Below are 16,428 nucleotides of genomic sequence, written 5' to 3' on the forward strand. Positions count from 1 at the left end.
AGCCAAACCAACCCAGGAAAGAGCTCGGGGCCCGGAGCCCGGGGCCCGGGGCTTGAGCTCCGGGCCGACCTGCGAAGACGCGCCATCCATGCGGTCTAGCGGTTCGAGCGGTCTAGCCATTCGCAGGAAAATCCCGGTTGAGGCCCAGGTAGCGGGCTTGCTGGCGGCACTTTCCTGCGAATCGCCAATCAGAGCAGAGGCTCAGCGTTGGTGTTGTGCGTACGTCGCGAGGAACGCGGACCAGGCCGGGGCGGGGAGCGTCAGTTGGGGGCCGGTCGCCGCGGGGATACTGGCGCACCGCCTGGCCCGGCTCGCAGGGCTACTGCACCGAGCGCAGGCCCAGGGGCCCAGCGATCTCCTCTGCCATGACCTTGCCCGCCGCTTCCGCGAGCGCGTCCTCGGCCAGGTCCTCGTCCGTGTCCAGGCCGTTGAGGTCCTCCAAGGGCTGGTTCAGGCGGACGTGGGCGACCAGGGACTGGAGGGCGCGGAGGGCGCCGGACGCCGTGGAGCCCCAGTTCGAGAAGTACGAGAACTGCCACCACCAGAGGGCCTCGACCGTGCGGCCCGCCCTGTAGTGCGCGAGGCCGTGGGAGAGGTCGGCCACCACGTCCGCCAGGTCGTCGGAGATGCGGCAGGCCACCGGGGCCTTGCGGGGCTCGTACGGGTCGAAGACCTCCGAATAGACGTCGATCGGCTCCAGCATCGCGGCCAGGCGCTCGCGCAGGTCGTCGACGTCGCGCTCCGGGCCGAGGTCCGGCTCGTAGCGCTCCTCGGGGACGATGTCCTCGTGCGCGCCCAGGCGGCCGCCGGCCAGGAGGAGTTGGGAGACCTCCAGGAGGAGGAAGGGGACGGCCGAGTTGGGCTCGTCGCCCTTCGCGACCTCCGTCACCGCGACGATGAAGCTCTCGATCTGGTCCGAGATCTGCACCGCGAAGGAGTCCGGGTCCTGGGCGGACGCGTGCAGGAGGACCGTCGACTCAGGGGCGATGATCGGCTCGGGAGCGAAGACCGGCTCCGGGGCGGCGAGCGTCGTTTCCGGGGCGAGCGTCGCTTCCGGCTTCGTCGACTCGACGGCGGCCTTCGCTTCCGGCTTCGTGGACTTCTCTTGCTGCTTCTTAGACATCTAGGAGTCGTCTCCCCTCGAAGGCGCGGCCCAGGGTGACCTCGTCCGCGTATTCCAGATCTCCCCCGACAGGGAGCCCGCTGGCCAGGCGGGTGACCTTCAGGCCCATGGGCTTGATCATGCGCGCGAGGTACGTCGCTGTCGCCTCACCCTCCAGGTTCGGGTCCGTGGCCAGGATCAGCTCCGTGACCGTGCCGTCCGCCAGGCGCGCGAGCAGCTCTCGTATGCGCAGGTCGTCCGGACCGACCCCTTCGATGGGGCTGATCGCTCCGCCCAGTACGTGGTACTTCCCCCGGAACTCGCGCGTACGCTCGATCGCCACGACGTCCTTGGGCTCCTCGACCACGCAGATGACGCTGAGGTCGCGGCGCGGGTCGCGGCAGATGTTGCAGAGCTCTTCCTGCGCGACGTTGCCACAGGTCGCGCAGAAGCGGACCTTGTCCTTCACCTCGAGGAGGGCGTGCGCGAGGCGGCGTACGTCCGTCGGCTCGGCCTGCAGGATGTGGAAGGCGATCCGCTGCGCGCTCTTGGGACCGACGCCGGGCAGCCTGCCCAACTCGTCGATGAGGTCCTGAACCACGCCTTCGTACACGGGACGCCTTTCCTGCTCTTGCCGAGTATGGAGCTTTGATACTTACGGTAGTTGGCCTGCGGCCCTCTTAGAAGGGAAGGCCCGGGATGCCTCCGCCGCCCAGGCCCTGCGCGAGCGGGCCCAGCTTCTGCTGCTGGAGCGCCTGCGCGTTCTCGTTCGCCGCCTGGACCGCTGCGACCACCAGGTCCGCGAGGGTCTCGGTGTCCTCCGGGTCGACCGCCTTGGGGTCGATCACGAGGCCGCGCAGCTCGCCGGAGCCGGTGACCGTCGCCTTGACGAGGCCGCCGCCCGCCTGGCCTTCGACCTCCGTGCGCGCGAGCTCCTCCTGCGCGGTCGCGAGATCCTGCTGCATCTTCTGGGCCTGCTGGAGCAGCTGCTGCATGTTGGGCTGGCCACCACCGGGGATCACGATCAGCTCCTGTCTCGGATGGTTTGGGACGGTCTGTGAGGGTATTTACGGTGGGTTTTCCACCTGGAATGAGCCTACGTGGTCGGGGGTGCGCTCGCCCCAGCACTCTTTCGAGTGAGATCGGCTGTCCTCCTATACCTGATCAAGCACCTCTTCCGGGCGGAAATACCGTGAAAAGGGGCTCATGGCCACCCATTGGGCGGTAGGACTGGGGCTGCGCATGAGCAGATGACATCAGCCGCGTCAGCATCATCAGCACCAGCTGTCACAGCGCGCGCACCGTACGGAACCGCCGCAGGGAACAGTCAGGGATCTCGTAGAGGTAGGAGTGCCGGGTGAGCCAGCCGGAGATGCAGCCCGAGGGGGTGCCCCATGAGGAGCAGGGTGCCGGGGCGGGTGCCGGGGCGGGTGCGCAGCAGGGCGTTCCCGGTGGTGGGGACGGCTCTCGGGCTCGGCTCGGGGATCTGACGGGGCGGGCCTTTCCCCTCGGTGACTGGGGTGAGCCTGCGCAGCGGCTCGACGAGTTGTACCGGTGGGTGGAGCGGGGCGCGCTCAACACCGCGGAGTGGTACTTGTCCGACCGGGCGTGGAAGCGGCGCGGGGCGCGGCTTGCCCGGGTGGGGGCGGCGGTGGGGGCCGTGGGCGCGGGGGTGCTTCCGCTGCTCGATCTGGCGGGGGCGGTGGGGGGTGTCGCGACCTGGGGGTTCGTCTCGCTGCTCGCGGGGGCGGCGTGCGTGGCGTGCGACCGGTTCTTCGGCCTCACCTCCGGGTGGATGCGGGACATGGCCACCGCGCAGGCTGTGCAGCGGCGGCTTCAGGTCCTGCAGTTCGAGTGGGCGTCGGAGAGTGTGCGGGAGGTTCTCGGGCCCACCGAGGGGACTGCGAGTGAGGCTGCCGAGCGATGTCTTGGGGTGCTTCGGCGGTTCTCGGAGGATGTGACGGAGCTGGTGCGTTCCGAGACTGCGGACTGGATGGTGGAGTTTCGGTCTGGGCCCGCGCCGTTGGCCATGCAGGCCATGGTTCCGCCCTCCCGGGGGGAGGCGGGTGCTGCCCCTGCTCGGGCCGCGTTGCCGCCGGGGGCGCGGCCGAATATGCCTCGGCAGCGGCCGCCGGAGCCGCGGTGAGGGGCCCCCGGGGGGGGCGGGGTGGCGGGGTCAAGGCGAACCCTGCGGGGCTCTCCCCAATCCCGCCCCTTCCCGAAACTGGGGCTCCGCCCCAGACCCCGCTCCTCAAACGCCGGAGGGGCTAAAAGACACAACGGAGGCCCGGGTGCCAGCCGACAGGCTCAGCACGGGGGCTACTCCCGGGTGGGGGGCGGGTGGGTGGGAAAGGCTCAGGCCTGACCCGGCGGGGCGGATCGGCTGCCGGCGGGCTCAGTGCCGGGTGGTTCCGGGGTGCCGGGTGGGTGGGTGGGAGAGGCTCGGGCCTGGCCGGCGGGGCGGATCGACTGGCGGCGGGCTCAACACCGGGAGGGCTTCGGGGTGCCGGGTGGGTGGGAGAGGGGTGGGCCTGCCGGAGAGGGGCTGGTTGCTTCCGGCAGGCCCGTGGGGGCGGTAGGACCCGGGGGCAGGGGTTAGCTGTAGATGATCATTGAGCCTTGCGCCAGGCTTCGCGTCGTTGCCGCGTGCAGGCCCAGCCACACGTGCCGCTCCCTCGCGAAGGGGCTGTCGTCCGGCGGAGCCGGGGCCGCCGGTTCCTCCAGGGACGTCGGAGCCTCGGGCGGGGTCGGCGGGCGAGGCGGATTGGACGCGTCTATGCCGATGGACGGGGCCACGAACTCCAGCTCCCGCAGAAGCGCCTGGGAGGAGCCCAACGGGCCACCGCCCGACAGAAGTTCGTCGTTCGAGAGAGGCGCGGGGAAGTCGACAGGAACGTAAGCCCCCGCATGGTCGTAGTGCCAGACCAGATGCGACTGCTGAGCCGTCGCGTCGAACATCTCCAGCAACTGCTCGTAGTCCCCGCCCAGTTCGTCCACCGGCGTGACCTCGAGGCCGCAGACCTGGAGCAGATACGCCCGGCGCAGGAAATGCAGCGCGTCGTAGTCGAAGCCCGCGACCGGGGCCACGTCCCCGGAGAGGCCCGGCATGTAGGCGAAGACGGGAACGGGAGGCAGGCCCGCCTCGTGCAGCGCCTTGTCGTACGCCGCGATCTCCTCCGCGAAGGGATTGTCGGGGCTGTGGCACAGCACGTCGACGAGCGGGACCAGCCACAGATCACAGGCCAAGGGTGCTCCTCAAGTCAGGCTCATACTCGGACGGCATATTGGCATGTCGGACGTCGGACGTTCCTTGTGTGCAGACAGTGCAGGCAGCGTAGTCCGGGCCGGCGCCCCCTAGCTCCCCTTGTGCAGATCCCAGATCCACACCCCGTCTACCCACTTTCCGGGGCGGTCAAGGAGTTCCTCCACCGTCACCCGCAGTTCGGTGTCGTGCGGTTGAGGGGCGAGGACCAGGACTCCCGCGTTCCAGTACCTCAGGTCCTCGCGGGCCGCCCTGCGCCACGCGTCCGTGATCTGCGGGGCGCGGCCCGCCGAGCGGATGTCCCGCAGGAGGTTCGACGTGTTGCGGGGCGAGGCTCCGTAGATGCCTACGCGGTCCGGGCCCCACGGCCCGTTGAAGTAGCCGCCGGGGAGCGGAAAGCCCAGGTCCGCGGTGGTCTGCCAGTGCAGTGCCTCCGCGCCCGCCGGGTCCGGCAGCGGTATCGGTACGAGGGACTCGCCCTTCCCCAGGTATTTCCGCCAGGTCCCGTCGGCGATGAACTCCGGTGGCCGTGCCCGCTCCACCGCCTTCAGCGGCGCCGGCACGATCGGCAGGAGCGCGAGGGCGACCGCGGCCACGCCCGCGTACCGCGCGGCCGTCATCCGGCGCGCCGAGGTGAGGAGACCGGCCAGCGCGAGCGCCACCAGCATGCCGAGCGCGGGGGCGCACACCATCGCCACCCGCGACTCGATGACCGACTCGAAGAGGGGGGCATGCGAAAGGGGTGCCCAGGGGCCCGGCAGCACGATGTCTGTCAGCGGGATGCGGAACTTCGGGCCCAGCGAAAGGAAGGCCGCCGCGAGCACCGTGAAGGCCAGCGCCTTCACCACCGCCCGCTCCCAGAGACGTACGACGATCGCGAAGGCCAGCGCGACCAGGGGCCAGCCGTAGAACGCGTTCTGCTCGGTGGGGTTCTGGGAGAGAGCGGCTGCCGTCTCCTCGTTGCCCGCGAGGGAGCGTTCCGCGAAGGAGATGAGCGCGAGCGGGCTGTTGCCCGCGTTGTCGCCGTGCAGCACGCTCGTGTAGCTCTGCGGCCCGAAGAACTGCCAGTAGAGCGGGAAGGCGACCAGCGGCACCGTGACCGCCACGGCCACCCCGAGGCCGCGCGCCAGGGGGCGCAGCGCCGCCCTCGCCACGTCCCTTCGCACCACCCCGTACGCCGCCGCGAACAGCAGCATGCCCACCGCGGCGAGCAGCAGCGGCTCCTCGCCGAGGAAGATCTGGTACGTCGTGAAGAGCCCGAGGACGACTCCGTCGCGTACGACCCTTGAGCCGTTGCCCCCGCCCTCGCCCTGGCCTCCGCGCTCGCAGAGCCGCAGCGCCCTGTCGATGATCAGCGGGATCATGAACAGGACCATGAAGTTCGGGTGCGCGTGCGCGTGGCTGATCATCGGTGGCGCGAAGGCGGCCAGTGCCGCGCCGACGGCTGCCGCGCCCCGGTGCCGTACGAGACGCCTGCGGATCAGCCAGTACCAGGCGACCGCCGTCACGGCCAGGCCCAGCGTCATCGCCGCGTTCAGGGCGACCGCCGGGCCGAAGAGCCAGGTCACGGGGGCGAAGGGGACGGAGAGGCCGAGCATGACCGTGTTGGCCATGAGGTTCACGCCGTCGGGTTGGTTCTGGAGGGTCGTGAAGAGGGGGTTCTGGAGGTGGCGGACGTTGTCCGCCGTCACCGCGAAGAACCACTCCCACTGGTTCTGGTCCTGGAGCGAGTCCGGGAGATAACGCTCGCCCGGTGCCACCCAGCGGCCCGAGTAGAGCGTGACCGCCATGGCCAGGAAGAGCGCCGCGACCAGCAGATCCATCGGGCGGACGGCGCGGGCCTTCAGCGCGGTCAGTTCGGCGAGGACCTTCACGTAGTCGAACGGGCGGACCTTCGAGCCCTCCTGGTGCGCCCAGCGCACCGGCACCTCGGCGACCGGCCAGCCGGAGCGGCGGAAGTACTGCAGTATCTCGACGTCTATCCCCCAGCCGCGCAGGCGCGACGCGGCGAAGGCCTCACGGGCACGGTCGCCGTCGAAGAGCTTGAAGCCGCACTGGGTGTCGCGGACTCCGGGGACGGCGACCGTTCGTATCAGGAAATTGCCGGTACGGCCGAGGAGTTCGCGCAGGCGGTGCTGGTGGCTCTCGATCGTCGCGCCGGGGCGGGCGCGGGAGCCGATGGCGGCCGTGTGGCCGTCTGTGAGCGCCTTGTCGAGGCACTCCAGTTCCTCGATGGGGGTGGCCAGATCGGCGTCGGTGATCAGGACGCGGTCGCCGTGCGAGGCGAGGACGCCCAGGCGCAGGGCGTGGCCCTTGCCGAGGTTGCGGCTGGAGTGGATGAGCCGGACGCGGGGGTCGGCGGCCTCGGCGTCGGCGGCGATGTCGAGGGTGCCGTCGGTGGAGCCGTCGTCCACGACGATCAGCTCCCACCGGATGCCGCGGTCGCCTCCTCCGGGCCCGTCCTGCGCCCCGTCCTCCAGATACGCCCGTATCGCGGCGAGCGTGGGGGCCAGGCGCCGCTCCTCGTTGTAGGCGGGGACGACGACGGTCAGATCCACGCTCATGCAGCGGCCAGCCGCTCGATGAGGGCGAGGGAGTGCGCGTTGTACTCCTCGACGATCGCGTGCGCGGCCTTGGGGTCGCGGCGCGCGAGGGCGTCGACGAGCTCGGTGTGCCGGGCCCAGAGGGTGCCGCGCAGGTCTCCGTCGCCGCGTTCGACGGCGCGGCGGAGGTAGGTGACGGCGCAGACCCAGGCCTGGACGCGGATGCGGTGCAGGAAGTCCGAGAGGTAGGGGTTGCCGAAGAGGGCGCTGAGCTCGCGCCAGAAGCGGAGGTCGTAGCCGATGAGGACGTTCAGGTCGCCCGCGCAGGCGGCGCGTGCGGCTTCCTCGCCACGGCGGCGTACGGAGATCAGCGCGGCGGAGGCTTCCTTCTGACCCCTGGGCCCCAGCGGGGTGCCCTTCTTCACGAGGTCGCGGAAGATTCCGTCGGCGACGAGGCCGCGGGCCTCCAGCATGCCCCGGTAGTCGGCGAGGGAGTGCTCGTGGACGCGGTAGCCGCGGTGCTGGTCGGCGTCCAGGAGGCCCTGCGCGGCGAGGTTCACCAGGGCCTCGCGGACCGGGGTCGCGGAGACGCCGTACTGCTCGGCGATCTCCTTGACCGTGAACTCCTGACCCGGCTCCAGACGGCCGCCGAGGATCTCGTCACGCAGCGCGTCGGCGATCTGCTGGCGCAGAGTGCTGCGGATGACGGCGGAGCCGTCGGTGCCGGGCATCTGGGTTCCCTCGTCGTCTCGTCCGGGCCTCGTCCTGCTTACGAGCACGTCAGACTACGCGGTCGGGGTTCCCGGCCCCCGGGCAGACGGTTTCCCGGCGCCCGACGGCAGGGTGTCCACAAGGCCTACGGCTACGCCGTGTGCTTGTCCGCCTCCGTCAGCGCTACGTCCAGCGCCGCGAGGCCCTCCTTCGCCTCCGTGTCCGTGATGTTGCACGGCGGGACCACGTGGGTGCGGTTCATGTTGATGAAGGGCCACAGGCCCTGCTTCTTCGCGGCGGCGCCGAACGCTGCCATCGGGGCGTTCGCCTCGCCCGTGGCGTTGTAGGGGACCAGCGGCTCGCGGGTCGTCCTGTCCTTGACCAGCTCCAGGGCCCAGAACATGCCGAGGCCACGGACCTCGCCAACGCTCGGGTGCCGCTCTGCGAGCTCCGCGAGGGCGGGGGCGATGATCTCCGACCCGACGCGGGCCGCGTTCTCGATCACTCCCTCCTCCTCCATGACGTTGATCGTCGCGACAGCCGCGGCGCAGGCCAGCGGGTGCCCGGAGTACGTGAGCCCGCCGGGGTACGGCCTACGGGCGAACGTCTCGGCGATGGCGGAGGAGATCGCGACGCCGCCGAGCGGGACGTAACCCGAGTTCACGCCCTTCGCGAAGGTGAGGAGATCGGGCACGATGCCGCCGTCGAAGTGGTCTGCGGCGAACCACTTGCCCGTACGGCCGAAGCCCGCCATCACCTCGTCGAGGATGAAGACGATGCCGAGGCGGTCGCAGATCTCGCGTACGCCCTTGAGGTAGCCCGGCGGCGGGGTCATGATGCCGGCGGTTCCGGGGACGGATTCCAGGATGATCGCCGCGATCGTCTGCGGGCCCTCGAAGGCGATGGTCTTTTCGAGGTGCTCCAGGGCGCGCTCGCACTCCTGCTGCTCGTTCTCGGCGTAGAAGGCGCTGCGGTAGAGGAACGGCGCCCAGAAGTGGACGACGCCTGCCGAGCCCGTGTCGGAGGCCCAGCGGCGGGGGTCGCCGGTGAGGTTGATCGCGGTGGCGGTGCCGCCGTGGTACGAGCGGTAGGCGGAGAGGACCTTGGGGCGGCCGGTGTGGAGGCGCGCCATGCGGGTCGCGTTCTCCACGGCTTCCGCGCCGCCGTTGGTGAAGAAGATCTTGTCCAGGTCGCCGGGGGTCCGCTCGGCGATGAGGCGTGCGGCCTCGGAGCGGGCTTCCACGGCGAAGGCGGGCGCGAAGGTCGTCATCTCCGCGGCCTGCTTCTGGATCGCGGCGACGACCTTCGGGTGCTGGTATCCGATGTTGGTGTAGACGAGGCCGCTGGTGAAGTCGAGGTAGCGGTTGCCGTCGTAGTCCCAGAAGTACGAGCCATCGGCGCCGGCTACGGCGAGGGGGTCGATCAGCTCCTGTGCGGACCAGGAGTGGAACACGTGCGCGCGGTCCGCCGCCTTGACGGCGGCGCCGACCTGGGGGTTCGGGTTCGGCTGAGGGGTCATGTGGGCGAGGGTAAATGTCCAGGGTGTGGACTCGACATGGGCGTCCTGTTTTGCGGGGGCGGGGGGTACTGGACAGTGTGTCGGGGCCGCCGGGTGCGGCGACGGGGCGTGGATTTGTCCCCGGCCCCGCCCGTTCCCACAAACCCGCTCGGCGCGGGCCGCTCGGCGCGGGGGCCTTGGTTGCCGTCATCACCGGCTTCGCCGAGTTCGTCCTCAAACGCCGGACAGGCTGGGGACCCCCTCAGTCGTCCGTATCCGCCACCACCGCCGCCCGCGGCTTTCCACCCTCCCCGCACCGGATCTCGTACGGCAGGTCCTCCTGCTCGTCGTCGTCGCTCGGCTCTGCTTCGAGGCGGGCCACCGGGCCCGGGCCCCGTTCCACGTCGTCGTCGATGTGGAAGCCGTCCGCCGGGCTCCACGAGACGAGGTAGACCGTCCCGTCGTCCCTGCATTCGACCGTCGCCGTCCCGCCCGTGAACCGCAGGGTGGAGCGGTCGGGGGGCGTCTTTGAGGGTGTCGCGGACGGCGAAGGCGACGCGGGCCGGGAGGAGGAGGCCCGTGGCGACGCCGACGTCGCCGCCAGGGCCCTCTCCACCGCGCCCTCGTCCAGGGGACGACTGTGCGCCGCGTTCCCGCTGTCCGACGTGGCCAACTGCCAAGCGCCCAGCGCCCCGGCAGCCGTTCCCACCCCCACCCATGCCGCGGTCACCACCGCGCTCCGCCACTTCCTCATCCGGCCACTGTGCCGCACAGTTTCCTAACGCCCGGTTAAGGGCCGCCCAAAGCACCTGACAAGCACCTGGCTACGGTGGATGTATGGCCCATCTTCTCGTCGTGGAGGACGATCCCCAGCTGCGCGGCGCCCTGGTGCGGGCTCTCCGCGACAAAGGGCACGCCGTCGCCACCGCGCCAAGCGGCATGGCTGGCCTGGACGCCGCGGTCACCAACCGTCCCGACCTCGTCGTACTCGACCTGGGGCTGCCGGACGTGGACGGCGCCCAGGTCCTCCGTATGCTCCGCGCCGTCAGCGACGTACCCGTCATCGTCGCGACCGCGCGCGACGACGAACCGGAGATGGTGGCGATCCTGGAGGACGGGGCCGACGACTACATCGTCAAGCCGTTCGGCGCCGCCCAGTTGGACGCCCGCATCAAGGCGGTCCTGCGCCGCCTCGGCGCGACCGAGGTCGCGGAAGAGCCCCTGCGCGTCGGAGGCCTGGCCATCGACCCAGCCTCCCGCGAAGTCACCCTGGACGGCCGCCCCTTGGACCTCACCCCGCGTGAGTTCGACCTCCTCGCCTACCTCGCCCACCGCCCCGGCCAGGTCGTCTCCCGCCGCGAACTCCTCGCCGAGGTGTGGCAACAGCCCCTGGGCGGCGCCGACAAGACGGTCGACGTCCACCTCTCCTGGCTCCGCAGAAAGCTCGGCGAGACGGCCCAGGCGCCTCGCTACCTCCACACGGTCCGCACGGTGGGAGTAAAACTCACAGCACCCGATGATGCACCAGCCCCCACGCCTCCACCGCCGCGCGACGAACGCGAGGGAACGTGCCGGCATGTCCGCCCGGAGCACGGCAGCCAGGACTCCCCAGCCGAAGTACGCGACGCTCGGACCGAGATAGCGAGGACGGACATACCGGCGCGGCGCCGCCCCCGGAACAACGCGGCGCCCCCCGCCGGAGACGAGCCGCCCCACGACGGAGAGAAACCCGACGACAGCGAGGCCCCCGACTGCGGGGAGGGAGCCAGCCACGGCGAGGAGCCCGGCCACGGCGAGGTGCCCCGCCACGGCGAGGGGCCCGGCCACGGGATGGGGTCCGGCCGCGGGATGGGGTCCGGCCGCGGAGAGGGAACTGACTGCGGGGAGGGAGCCGGCCGCGGGGAGGAGCCCCGCTACGGCCAGATGCCCGGCCACGGCGAGATGCCCGCCCACGGGGACGGGCCCCACCACAGCAAGGCCCCCAGCCATGGCGAGGAGCCCGGCCACGGGATGGGGTCCGGCCGCGGAGAGGGAACTGACTGCGGGGAGGGAGCCGGCCGCGGGGAGGAGCCCCGCTACGGCGAGATGCCCGGCCACGGCGAGATGCCCGCCCACGGAGACGGGCCCCGCCACAGCAAGCCCCCCAGCCACGGCGAGGGGTTCGCCCACGGCGAGGGCTCCGGCCACGGGGAGGAACCCGGACACGGGGACAGGCCCCGCCACGGGAAGGAGCCCGGACACGGCAAGGCCCCCAGCCACGGGGACGGGCCCAGCCACAGCGAGGCGCCCAGCCACGGCGAGGGCCCCGCCCAAGACCCCAGCCACGGCGAGGGTTCCGCCCAAGACCCCAGCCACGGCGAGGGCCCCGCCCAAGACCCCAACCACGGGAAGCGCCCCGCCCAAGACCCCGGCCACGGGAAGCCCCCCGCCCAAGGCCCAGGGGCCAGCTGATGCGGCGCAGGCTTTTGATTCTCACCGCCGCTACCACCGCCCTCGTACTCACCGCCCTCCTCGTCCCCCTCACCCTCCTCACCCGCACCCACGCCGCCGACCGCACCACCGCCGAAGCCACCGCCCGTGCCCAGTGGGTGGCGCATGCCCTCGGGCCTGCCCTGGCCACGCCGGACGAGCGCGAGACCGCCGAGCAGACCGTGGAGAGCGTCAACACCCAGAATCTGCCGTCCACTTCGCTCGTTCTCGGGGACGGCACCGTCATCGGGCCTAACCCCGGGCACCAGGCCAAGGCCCGCGTCACGGACGCCATCCGTCTGGCCCGCACCGGCCGTGCCTTCACCTACGAGCCCTCCACCGGCGGCCGCCAGGTCCTCGTCCCCGTCCAGGGCGCGGCCGGTGGCACCGCCGTCGTGCAAATCACGCTCACGGAACGGCAGTTGCACGCCGGGACCATGACCTCCTGGCTCGTCCTCGCCGGGATCGGGGTCGGCCTCGTCCTCATCGGGCTGCTCCTGGCCGACCGGCTCGGCGCCCGGCTGGTCGGCGCCACCCGCCGGCTCGCCGGCACCGCGGACCGTCTCGCCGCCGGGGATCTCACTGCTCGCGCCACTCCCGAGGGTCCGCCCGAACTCCGCCTGGTCGCGGGCGAGCTGAACCGCCTCGCCACCCGCATCGACGAACTCCTCACCGCCGAACGCGAGAACGCCGCCGACCTCGCCCACCGCCTCCGCACGCCCGTCGCCGCCCTCCGCCTGGACGCCGAGACCCTCCGCGACACGGAGGAGGCGCACCGCATCGCCGCCGACGTCGCCGCCCTGGAGCGGAGTGTCGACGATGTGATCCGCAAGGCCCGCCGCCCCTTCCGGGCCGCCCCGTACGCCGACCTGGCCGCCGTGGCCCGCGAACGCGTCACGTTCTGGCTGCCGTTGGCGGAGGATCAGGGGCGTACGACGGAGACATCGGCCCAGCAAGAACCCATCCCCGTGCCCGTCCCCGAGGACGATCTCACCGCCGCCATCGACGCCCTCATCGGCAACGTCCTTGACCACACCCCCCAAGGCACACCGTTCCGCATCACCGTCCGCACCACCCCGCAGGGCACCGCCGAACTCACCGTCGCCGACGAGGGCCCCGGCCTCCCGCCGACGTACGCGGCGGAACGCGGCACCAGCGGCGGCGGCTCCACCGGCCTCGGCCTGGACATCGCACGCCGCACGGCCGAGGACGCGGGCGGCACCTTCGGCATCGCGTCGGACGCCACCCGTGGCACCCGGGTGACCCTCACCTTCCCGCAGGCGCCCCCGCCCCCCCGGCCCCCGCGGCCCTCGGAAACGCGACCCGGACAGCCCGAGCCCACCGATTGATCCCCAACTCGGGCCGCAGCGCCGCGAATCCACCGCAGTACTTCGTGAACTCCGCGGCCCGCACCCCGTACCGGTGAAGGACCCGGTCCGCCTCCGTCAGATGCCCCTGCGTCTTCGTCTCCACCAGGACGAGCCCGGAGTCCGCCTCCACCGACCGCCCCGTGGCCACGTCCCGCACCACGAGCCCCGCGTCACACGTGATCCGCTGGCCGTCGGCCACGAACGTCGCCCGCTGGTACTCCGTGACCAGCGCCGTCGTGAGACCGCCCGGCGCCTCGATCCCGTACGAACCCCTCAGCACCCCCGCCAGGAACCCCTGCCGCTCGGCGTCGAGGACGCGGTCGTCGCCTTCGAGCCGCTGGCGGTGCTTGACCGTCTCGCCGCGGCCGCTCTTCAGCTTGATCTCGAACTGCCGCTCACCGCTGTCCTGATAGACCCGCTCCCGGATGCGGTAGCGCAGCCGCCTGCCCTGCCGGTGGTGGTGGTACGTCAGCAGCTCAGGAGTGTCGTAGTACGTCGAGTGATAGCTGAACCAGCGCTTTCCGCCGATGCTCAGCGCCCGGAAGGCACCCGAGGCGCGGCGCGGGTCGGTGAGCAGCGCCGCCAGGTCGTCGAAGATCTCGACCGGCACGAGATAGCTGTTGTCGTAGCGGGCGAGCAGCTCCGCCCGTGCGTTGACCTCGTCGAGCGAGATGGGGTGCGCGGCGAGCGCGGCCCGTCCGATGGCGCGTACGGCGGGGTTCACACGGTCTCCTTCTGGTGGGGGACGGCAGGCGTGCGTGACCGGGTCGTGCGGCGTCGTGGTGCTGTACGTGTGAACTCCCCGGCCCGCTCGGAAGGTTCCGGCTGCCGGAAGCGGACTTCCAGAACCATCAGGTCACGTACGTAGTCGACCTCCTGGACGGTCCAGCCGAGCGGTTCCCCCAGGCGCCGCGCCAGCTCGGCCCGCAGCGCGGTCTCCTCGCGGTACACGGCGTCCAGGGTGATGACGGCACGCCGGTCACCGGCGAAGAGGCGGGGGTGGTCGGCGCCGTACATCACCAGGAGCAGCACGGCCGCGAGCCCGGCGGCGACCGGCAGGTCGAGGCCCGGAAGTCCGCAGAGGAGGCCGAGGACGAGGGTGATGAAGTAGTACGCGACTTCCTGGTGCTGCACGGCGTCCGAGCGAAGCCGCACGATCGAAAGCACCCCGAAGAGCCCGAAGCCGAGCGCGAGCCCGCCGTTGCCGCCTGCGCTCGCGAGGGCGGAGACGACCGCGAAGAGCGCGACGTTGAGGGCTAGATAGGCGGGGACCAACTCCCGCCTGCGGTGCCGTGGATAGAAGACCCCGAAGGTCAGGAGGGTCACGGCCGCCAGGTCGAGGCCGAGGTGGGCGGCCATCTGTCCGAGGTTCTCTGCGCTGTCCATGACCAGGACGCTAGGGATCGGCGGGTTAAGGCCGCCCCTGGTGAGGGTTAACGAGCCGAGGCCGCCCCTCCCCAGGACTCTTGACAGCATACTGTCTCAATGACAGCATGCTTACATAACACCCCGACGGAGCTCAGCCAACGGAGGCAGTCATGTCCCGCAAGCCCGTGCACCTCGCCGTTTACGACACGCTCGCCGACTGGGAGACCGGATACGCCACCGCGTTCCTCGCCCGCGACGGGTACGAGATCCGGACCGTCGCCGCCGCATCGCTCGACCCCGTCACCACCATCGGCGGCGTCCGCGTCCAGCCCGACCTGACGCTCGCCGAGCTGCGGCCCGAGGACAGCGCGCTGCTGATCCTGCCGGGCGCCGACCTGTGGGACACGGGCGACGACCTCGCCCCCTTCGGCCGCGCGGCCCGCGCCTTCCTCGACGCGGACGTGCCGGTCGCCGCGATCTGCGGGGCGACCGCCGGGCTCGCCCGGGAGGGGCTCCTCGACGAGCGCGCGCACACCAGCGCGGTGTCGTTCTACCTCGCGGGCACCGGCTACAAGGGCAGCGAGCGGTACGTCGACGTGGACGCCGTCACCGACGGCGGGCTCACCACGGCAGGCCCGACCGAGCCGGTGGCCTTCGCGCGCGAGATCCTCGGGCGGCTCGGGGCCTTCGAGGGGGAGAAGCTCGACGCGTGGTACCGCCTGTTCCACGACTCGGACCCGTCCGCGTACGAGGTGCTGGAGTCGTGAGCGACGACGTGGACCGGGGGGTGCGGGAGCAGCAGGAGCTGTTCTCCCGCACCGCCCTCGGCGTCTTCCGGCTCAACGGCCAATTCCTCTCCGTGGCGGACGAGTTGGCGAAGCCGGGCGGTCTCACCGCCGCCTGGTGGCAGGTGCTCGGCGCCGTCCTGCGCGAGCCGCTGCCGGTCGCCGGTATCGCCCGCGCGATGGGCACCACCCGGCAGAGCGTGCAGCGCATCGCCGACCTGCTGGTGCATCGCGGCCTGGCCGAGTACGTCCCGAACCCCGCCCACCGCCGCGCCAAGCTCCTGCGCCCCACGGACGAGGGCCTGGCAGCCGTCCGGCGGATCAGCCCCGGCCACGCGGAGATGGCCGCCCGGCTCACGGAGGCGCTCGGCGAGGAGGAACTCGCCGAGACAGTAAGGGTGTTGGAGCGACTGTCCGGCGTCCTGGCCGAGACGGTCACACCCGGGAGGACTTCCGCTTAGTTGCATGTTTGCCAAGTGAGTGCGAGGGTCGCAAGTGAACGATTCGCACGACCTTTTCGCACGACCTTGGGGGGGGTTCCACATGGACCCACAGACCGCCGCCGCCCAACTCGCCACCGCCGAGCGGGCACCCACTCTCACCCGGCCCGCCTCGACAGGTGAGCGCGTGGGGGGAGTGGGGTCAGTAGCCGCGTTGTTCGGCGCCCTGTGGGCGGCTGCCGCACAGAGGGCGCCGCTCGTACTCGGCATCCCAGTGTGCCTGGCAGGGCTGGCAGTCGTGGCCGGCTGGAACTACTTCCACCGCGAGCGTGCCCTTCGCCGCCCGCATACCCCACTGGAGAGCGGGCTCGGAATCGCAGCCGGCTTCCTGCTGGGCCTTCCGGCGGGCAATGTCCTGTGGGACACCCCGGACTCCACCATCGGCATCGTGGTTCCGGCCGCGTTTCCCGCGCTGGCCCTGCTGGGCTACTTGGTGTCGCGGTGGAGGGTCTGATGAGCGAAGAGGGACAACACCGGCAGGCGCTGACCACGCTGATGCATTCGCCGGTGCGCCTGGCCGTGCTGGCCACCCTGCGGCGCGTGCACAACGCGTCGTTCGCCGATCTGTGTGAGGCTCTCGAACTGGATTCGCCGGAGCTCTCACGGCAGTTGCGCGTCCTGGAGGAAGCGGGTGTGGTGGAGCTGGCCAAGCTGCGCAGCGGCCGAGAACGACGTGTGCGCACTTTCGTGCGCCTGTCCGACGACGGACGCACACGCTTCGAAGACTACCTGGCGCACCTGCGGGCCCTGGTTGGCGAAAGCTGACGGCCGGCGATACGGAACAACCCGTTACGGAGCCGTAGCAGGCAGTCCGTGCCCC

Annotated in this window: 16 protein-coding genes and 1 pseudogene; 7 read left to right on the forward strand and 10 right to left on the reverse strand. The window is 71.4% G+C overall.

Going from position 1 to position 16,428, the window contains the following annotated elements; translation table 11 throughout:
* Positions 1-319: 319 nt before the first annotated feature.
* From ACWGI2_RS25810 to ACWGI2_RS25820, 3 genes are all read right to left on the reverse strand, one after another.
* Positions 320-1,123 (reverse strand): DUF5063 domain-containing protein, encoded by an 804-nt coding sequence (locus ACWGI2_RS25810; RefSeq protein ID WP_453697889.1) that lies wholly within the window; start codon positions 1,121-1,123, stop codon positions 320-322.
* Positions 1,116-1,715 carry a recombination mediator RecR gene (gene recR, locus ACWGI2_RS25815; protein ID WP_030781910.1) on the reverse strand — a complete coding sequence of 200 codons (600 nt, stop codon included), beginning with the start codon at positions 1,713-1,715 and terminating at the stop codon, positions 1,116-1,118. The genes ACWGI2_RS25810 and recR overlap by 8 nt, the downstream gene beginning before the upstream one ends.
* A 67-nt stretch (positions 1,716-1,782) precedes the next feature.
* The gene (locus tag ACWGI2_RS25820; RefSeq protein WP_160506267.1) at positions 1,783-2,124 is read right to left on the reverse strand and encodes a YbaB/EbfC family nucleoid-associated protein; all 342 of its coding nucleotides are present in this window, start codon (positions 2,122-2,124) and stop codon (positions 1,783-1,785) included.
* A gap of 335 nt (positions 2,125-2,459) precedes the next feature.
* On the opposite strand from ACWGI2_RS25820, the gene ACWGI2_RS25825 reads away from it, so the two are divergent.
* A complete protein-coding gene (locus ACWGI2_RS25825) occupies positions 2,460-3,248 on the forward strand; it encodes an SLATT domain-containing protein (protein WP_453697890.1) in 789 nt (262 codons plus the stop codon).
* 449 nt (positions 3,249-3,697) lie between these two features.
* Here ACWGI2_RS25825 and ACWGI2_RS25830 read toward each other — a convergent pair whose 3' ends face one another.
* From ACWGI2_RS25830 to ACWGI2_RS25850, 5 genes are all read right to left on the reverse strand, one after another.
* Complete coding sequence (locus ACWGI2_RS25830) at positions 3,698-4,348, reverse strand: hypothetical protein (protein WP_453396960.1); 651 nt, start codon at positions 4,346-4,348, stop codon at positions 3,698-3,700.
* Between the two features lie 108 nt (positions 4,349-4,456).
* Positions 4,457-6,928, reverse strand: a complete 2,472-nt coding sequence (locus ACWGI2_RS25835) for a glycosyltransferase (protein ID WP_453697891.1) — start codon at positions 6,926-6,928, stop codon at positions 4,457-4,459.
* Entirely contained in the window at positions 6,925-7,638 is a 714-nt protein-coding gene (locus tag ACWGI2_RS25840; protein WP_453697892.1) for a GntR family transcriptional regulator, read from the reverse strand. Before ACWGI2_RS25840 ends, ACWGI2_RS25835 begins: the two co-directional genes overlap by 4 nt.
* A 131-nt stretch (positions 7,639-7,769) precedes the next feature.
* A complete protein-coding gene (locus ACWGI2_RS25845) occupies positions 7,770-9,137 on the reverse strand; it encodes an aminotransferase class III-fold pyridoxal phosphate-dependent enzyme (RefSeq protein ID WP_453697893.1) in 1,368 nt (455 codons plus the stop codon).
* Between the two features lie 241 nt (positions 9,138-9,378).
* Entirely contained in the window at positions 9,379-9,870 is a 492-nt protein-coding gene (locus ACWGI2_RS25850; RefSeq protein WP_453697894.1) for a hypothetical protein, read from the reverse strand.
* Positions 9,871-9,953: 83 nt separating this feature from the next.
* Between ACWGI2_RS25850 and ACWGI2_RS25855 the strand changes: the two are divergent.
* Positions 9,954-10,646 (forward strand): annotated as a pseudogene (locus ACWGI2_RS25855) (response regulator transcription factor); the annotation flags it as partial.
* Positions 10,647-11,566: 920 nt separating this feature from the next.
* Positions 11,567-12,934, forward strand: coding sequence for a sensor histidine kinase (locus ACWGI2_RS25860; RefSeq protein WP_453697895.1), 1,368 nt, complete (start codon positions 11,567-11,569; stop codon positions 12,932-12,934).
* On the opposite strand, the gene ACWGI2_RS25865 is transcribed toward ACWGI2_RS25860, so the two are convergent.
* Both ACWGI2_RS25865 and ACWGI2_RS25870 read right to left on the reverse strand, forming a co-directional pair.
* On the reverse strand, positions 12,852-13,679 hold the full coding sequence (locus ACWGI2_RS25865) for a VTC domain-containing protein (protein ID WP_453697896.1): 828 nt from the start codon (positions 13,677-13,679) through the stop codon (positions 12,852-12,854). The two genes, ACWGI2_RS25860 and ACWGI2_RS25865, sit on opposite strands and share 83 nt — an antisense overlap.
* Entirely contained in the window at positions 13,676-14,341 is a 666-nt protein-coding gene (locus ACWGI2_RS25870) for a DUF4956 domain-containing protein (protein ID WP_453396953.1), read from the reverse strand. Before ACWGI2_RS25870 ends, ACWGI2_RS25865 begins: the two co-directional genes overlap by 4 nt.
* Before the next feature lie 152 nt (positions 14,342-14,493).
* On the opposite strand from ACWGI2_RS25870, the gene ACWGI2_RS25875 reads away from it, so the two are divergent.
* The 4 genes from ACWGI2_RS25875 (at position 14,494) to ACWGI2_RS25890 (ending at position 16,373) form a co-directional block, all read left to right on the forward strand.
* Positions 14,494-15,090, forward strand: a complete 597-nt coding sequence (locus tag ACWGI2_RS25875; protein WP_453697898.1) for a DJ-1/PfpI family protein — start codon at positions 14,494-14,496, stop codon at positions 15,088-15,090.
* Entirely contained in the window at positions 15,087-15,569 is a 483-nt protein-coding gene (locus ACWGI2_RS25880; protein WP_453697900.1) for a MarR family winged helix-turn-helix transcriptional regulator, read from the forward strand. Before ACWGI2_RS25875 ends, ACWGI2_RS25880 begins: the two co-directional genes overlap by 4 nt.
* 82 nt (positions 15,570-15,651) lie before the next feature.
* A complete protein-coding gene (locus ACWGI2_RS25885; protein WP_453697901.1) occupies positions 15,652-16,062 on the forward strand; it encodes a hypothetical protein in 411 nt (136 codons plus the stop codon).
* A complete protein-coding gene (locus tag ACWGI2_RS25890; RefSeq protein WP_453697902.1) occupies positions 16,062-16,373 on the forward strand; it encodes a transcriptional regulator in 312 nt (103 codons plus the stop codon). Before ACWGI2_RS25885 ends, ACWGI2_RS25890 begins: the two co-directional genes overlap by 1 nt.
* Positions 16,374-16,428: the final 55 nt, after the last annotated feature.

The organism is Streptomyces sp. NPDC054866, from assembly GCF_053610745.1.

What these genes read in the sequence shown, in the direction of transcription:
- ACWGI2_RS25875 (WP_453697898.1), top strand. Translation starts at nt 14,494, where the DNA reads ATGTCCCGCAAGCCCGTGCACCTCGCCGTTTACGACACGCTCGCCGAC.
- ACWGI2_RS25870 (WP_453396953.1), bottom strand. Translation starts at nt 14,341, where the DNA reads ATGGACAGCGCAGAGAACCTCGGACAGATGGCCGCCCACCTCGGCCTC.
- ACWGI2_RS25885 (WP_453697901.1), top strand. Translation starts at nt 15,652, where the DNA reads ATGGACCCACAGACCGCCGCCGCCCAACTCGCCACCGCCGAGCGGGCA.
- ACWGI2_RS25835 (WP_453697891.1), bottom strand. Translation starts at nt 6,928, where the DNA reads ATGAGCGTGGATCTGACCGTCGTCGTCCCCGCCTACAACGAGGAGCGG.
- ACWGI2_RS25845 (WP_453697893.1), bottom strand. Translation starts at nt 9,137, where the DNA reads ATGACCCCTCAGCCGAACCCGAACCCCCAGGTCGGCGCCGCCGTCAAG.
- ACWGI2_RS25810 (WP_453697889.1), bottom strand. Translation starts at nt 1,123, where the DNA reads ATGTCTAAGAAGCAGCAAGAGAAGTCCACGAAGCCGGAAGCGAAGGCC.
- ACWGI2_RS25850 (WP_453697894.1), bottom strand. Translation starts at nt 9,870, where the DNA reads ATGAGGAAGTGGCGGAGCGCGGTGGTGACCGCGGCATGGGTGGGGGTG.
- ACWGI2_RS25860 (WP_453697895.1), top strand. Translation starts at nt 11,567, where the DNA reads ATGCGGCGCAGGCTTTTGATTCTCACCGCCGCTACCACCGCCCTCGTA.
- ACWGI2_RS25840 (WP_453697892.1), bottom strand. Translation starts at nt 7,638, where the DNA reads ATGCCCGGCACCGACGGCTCCGCCGTCATCCGCAGCACTCTGCGCCAG.
- ACWGI2_RS25890 (WP_453697902.1), top strand. Translation starts at nt 16,062, where the DNA reads ATGAGCGAAGAGGGACAACACCGGCAGGCGCTGACCACGCTGATGCAT.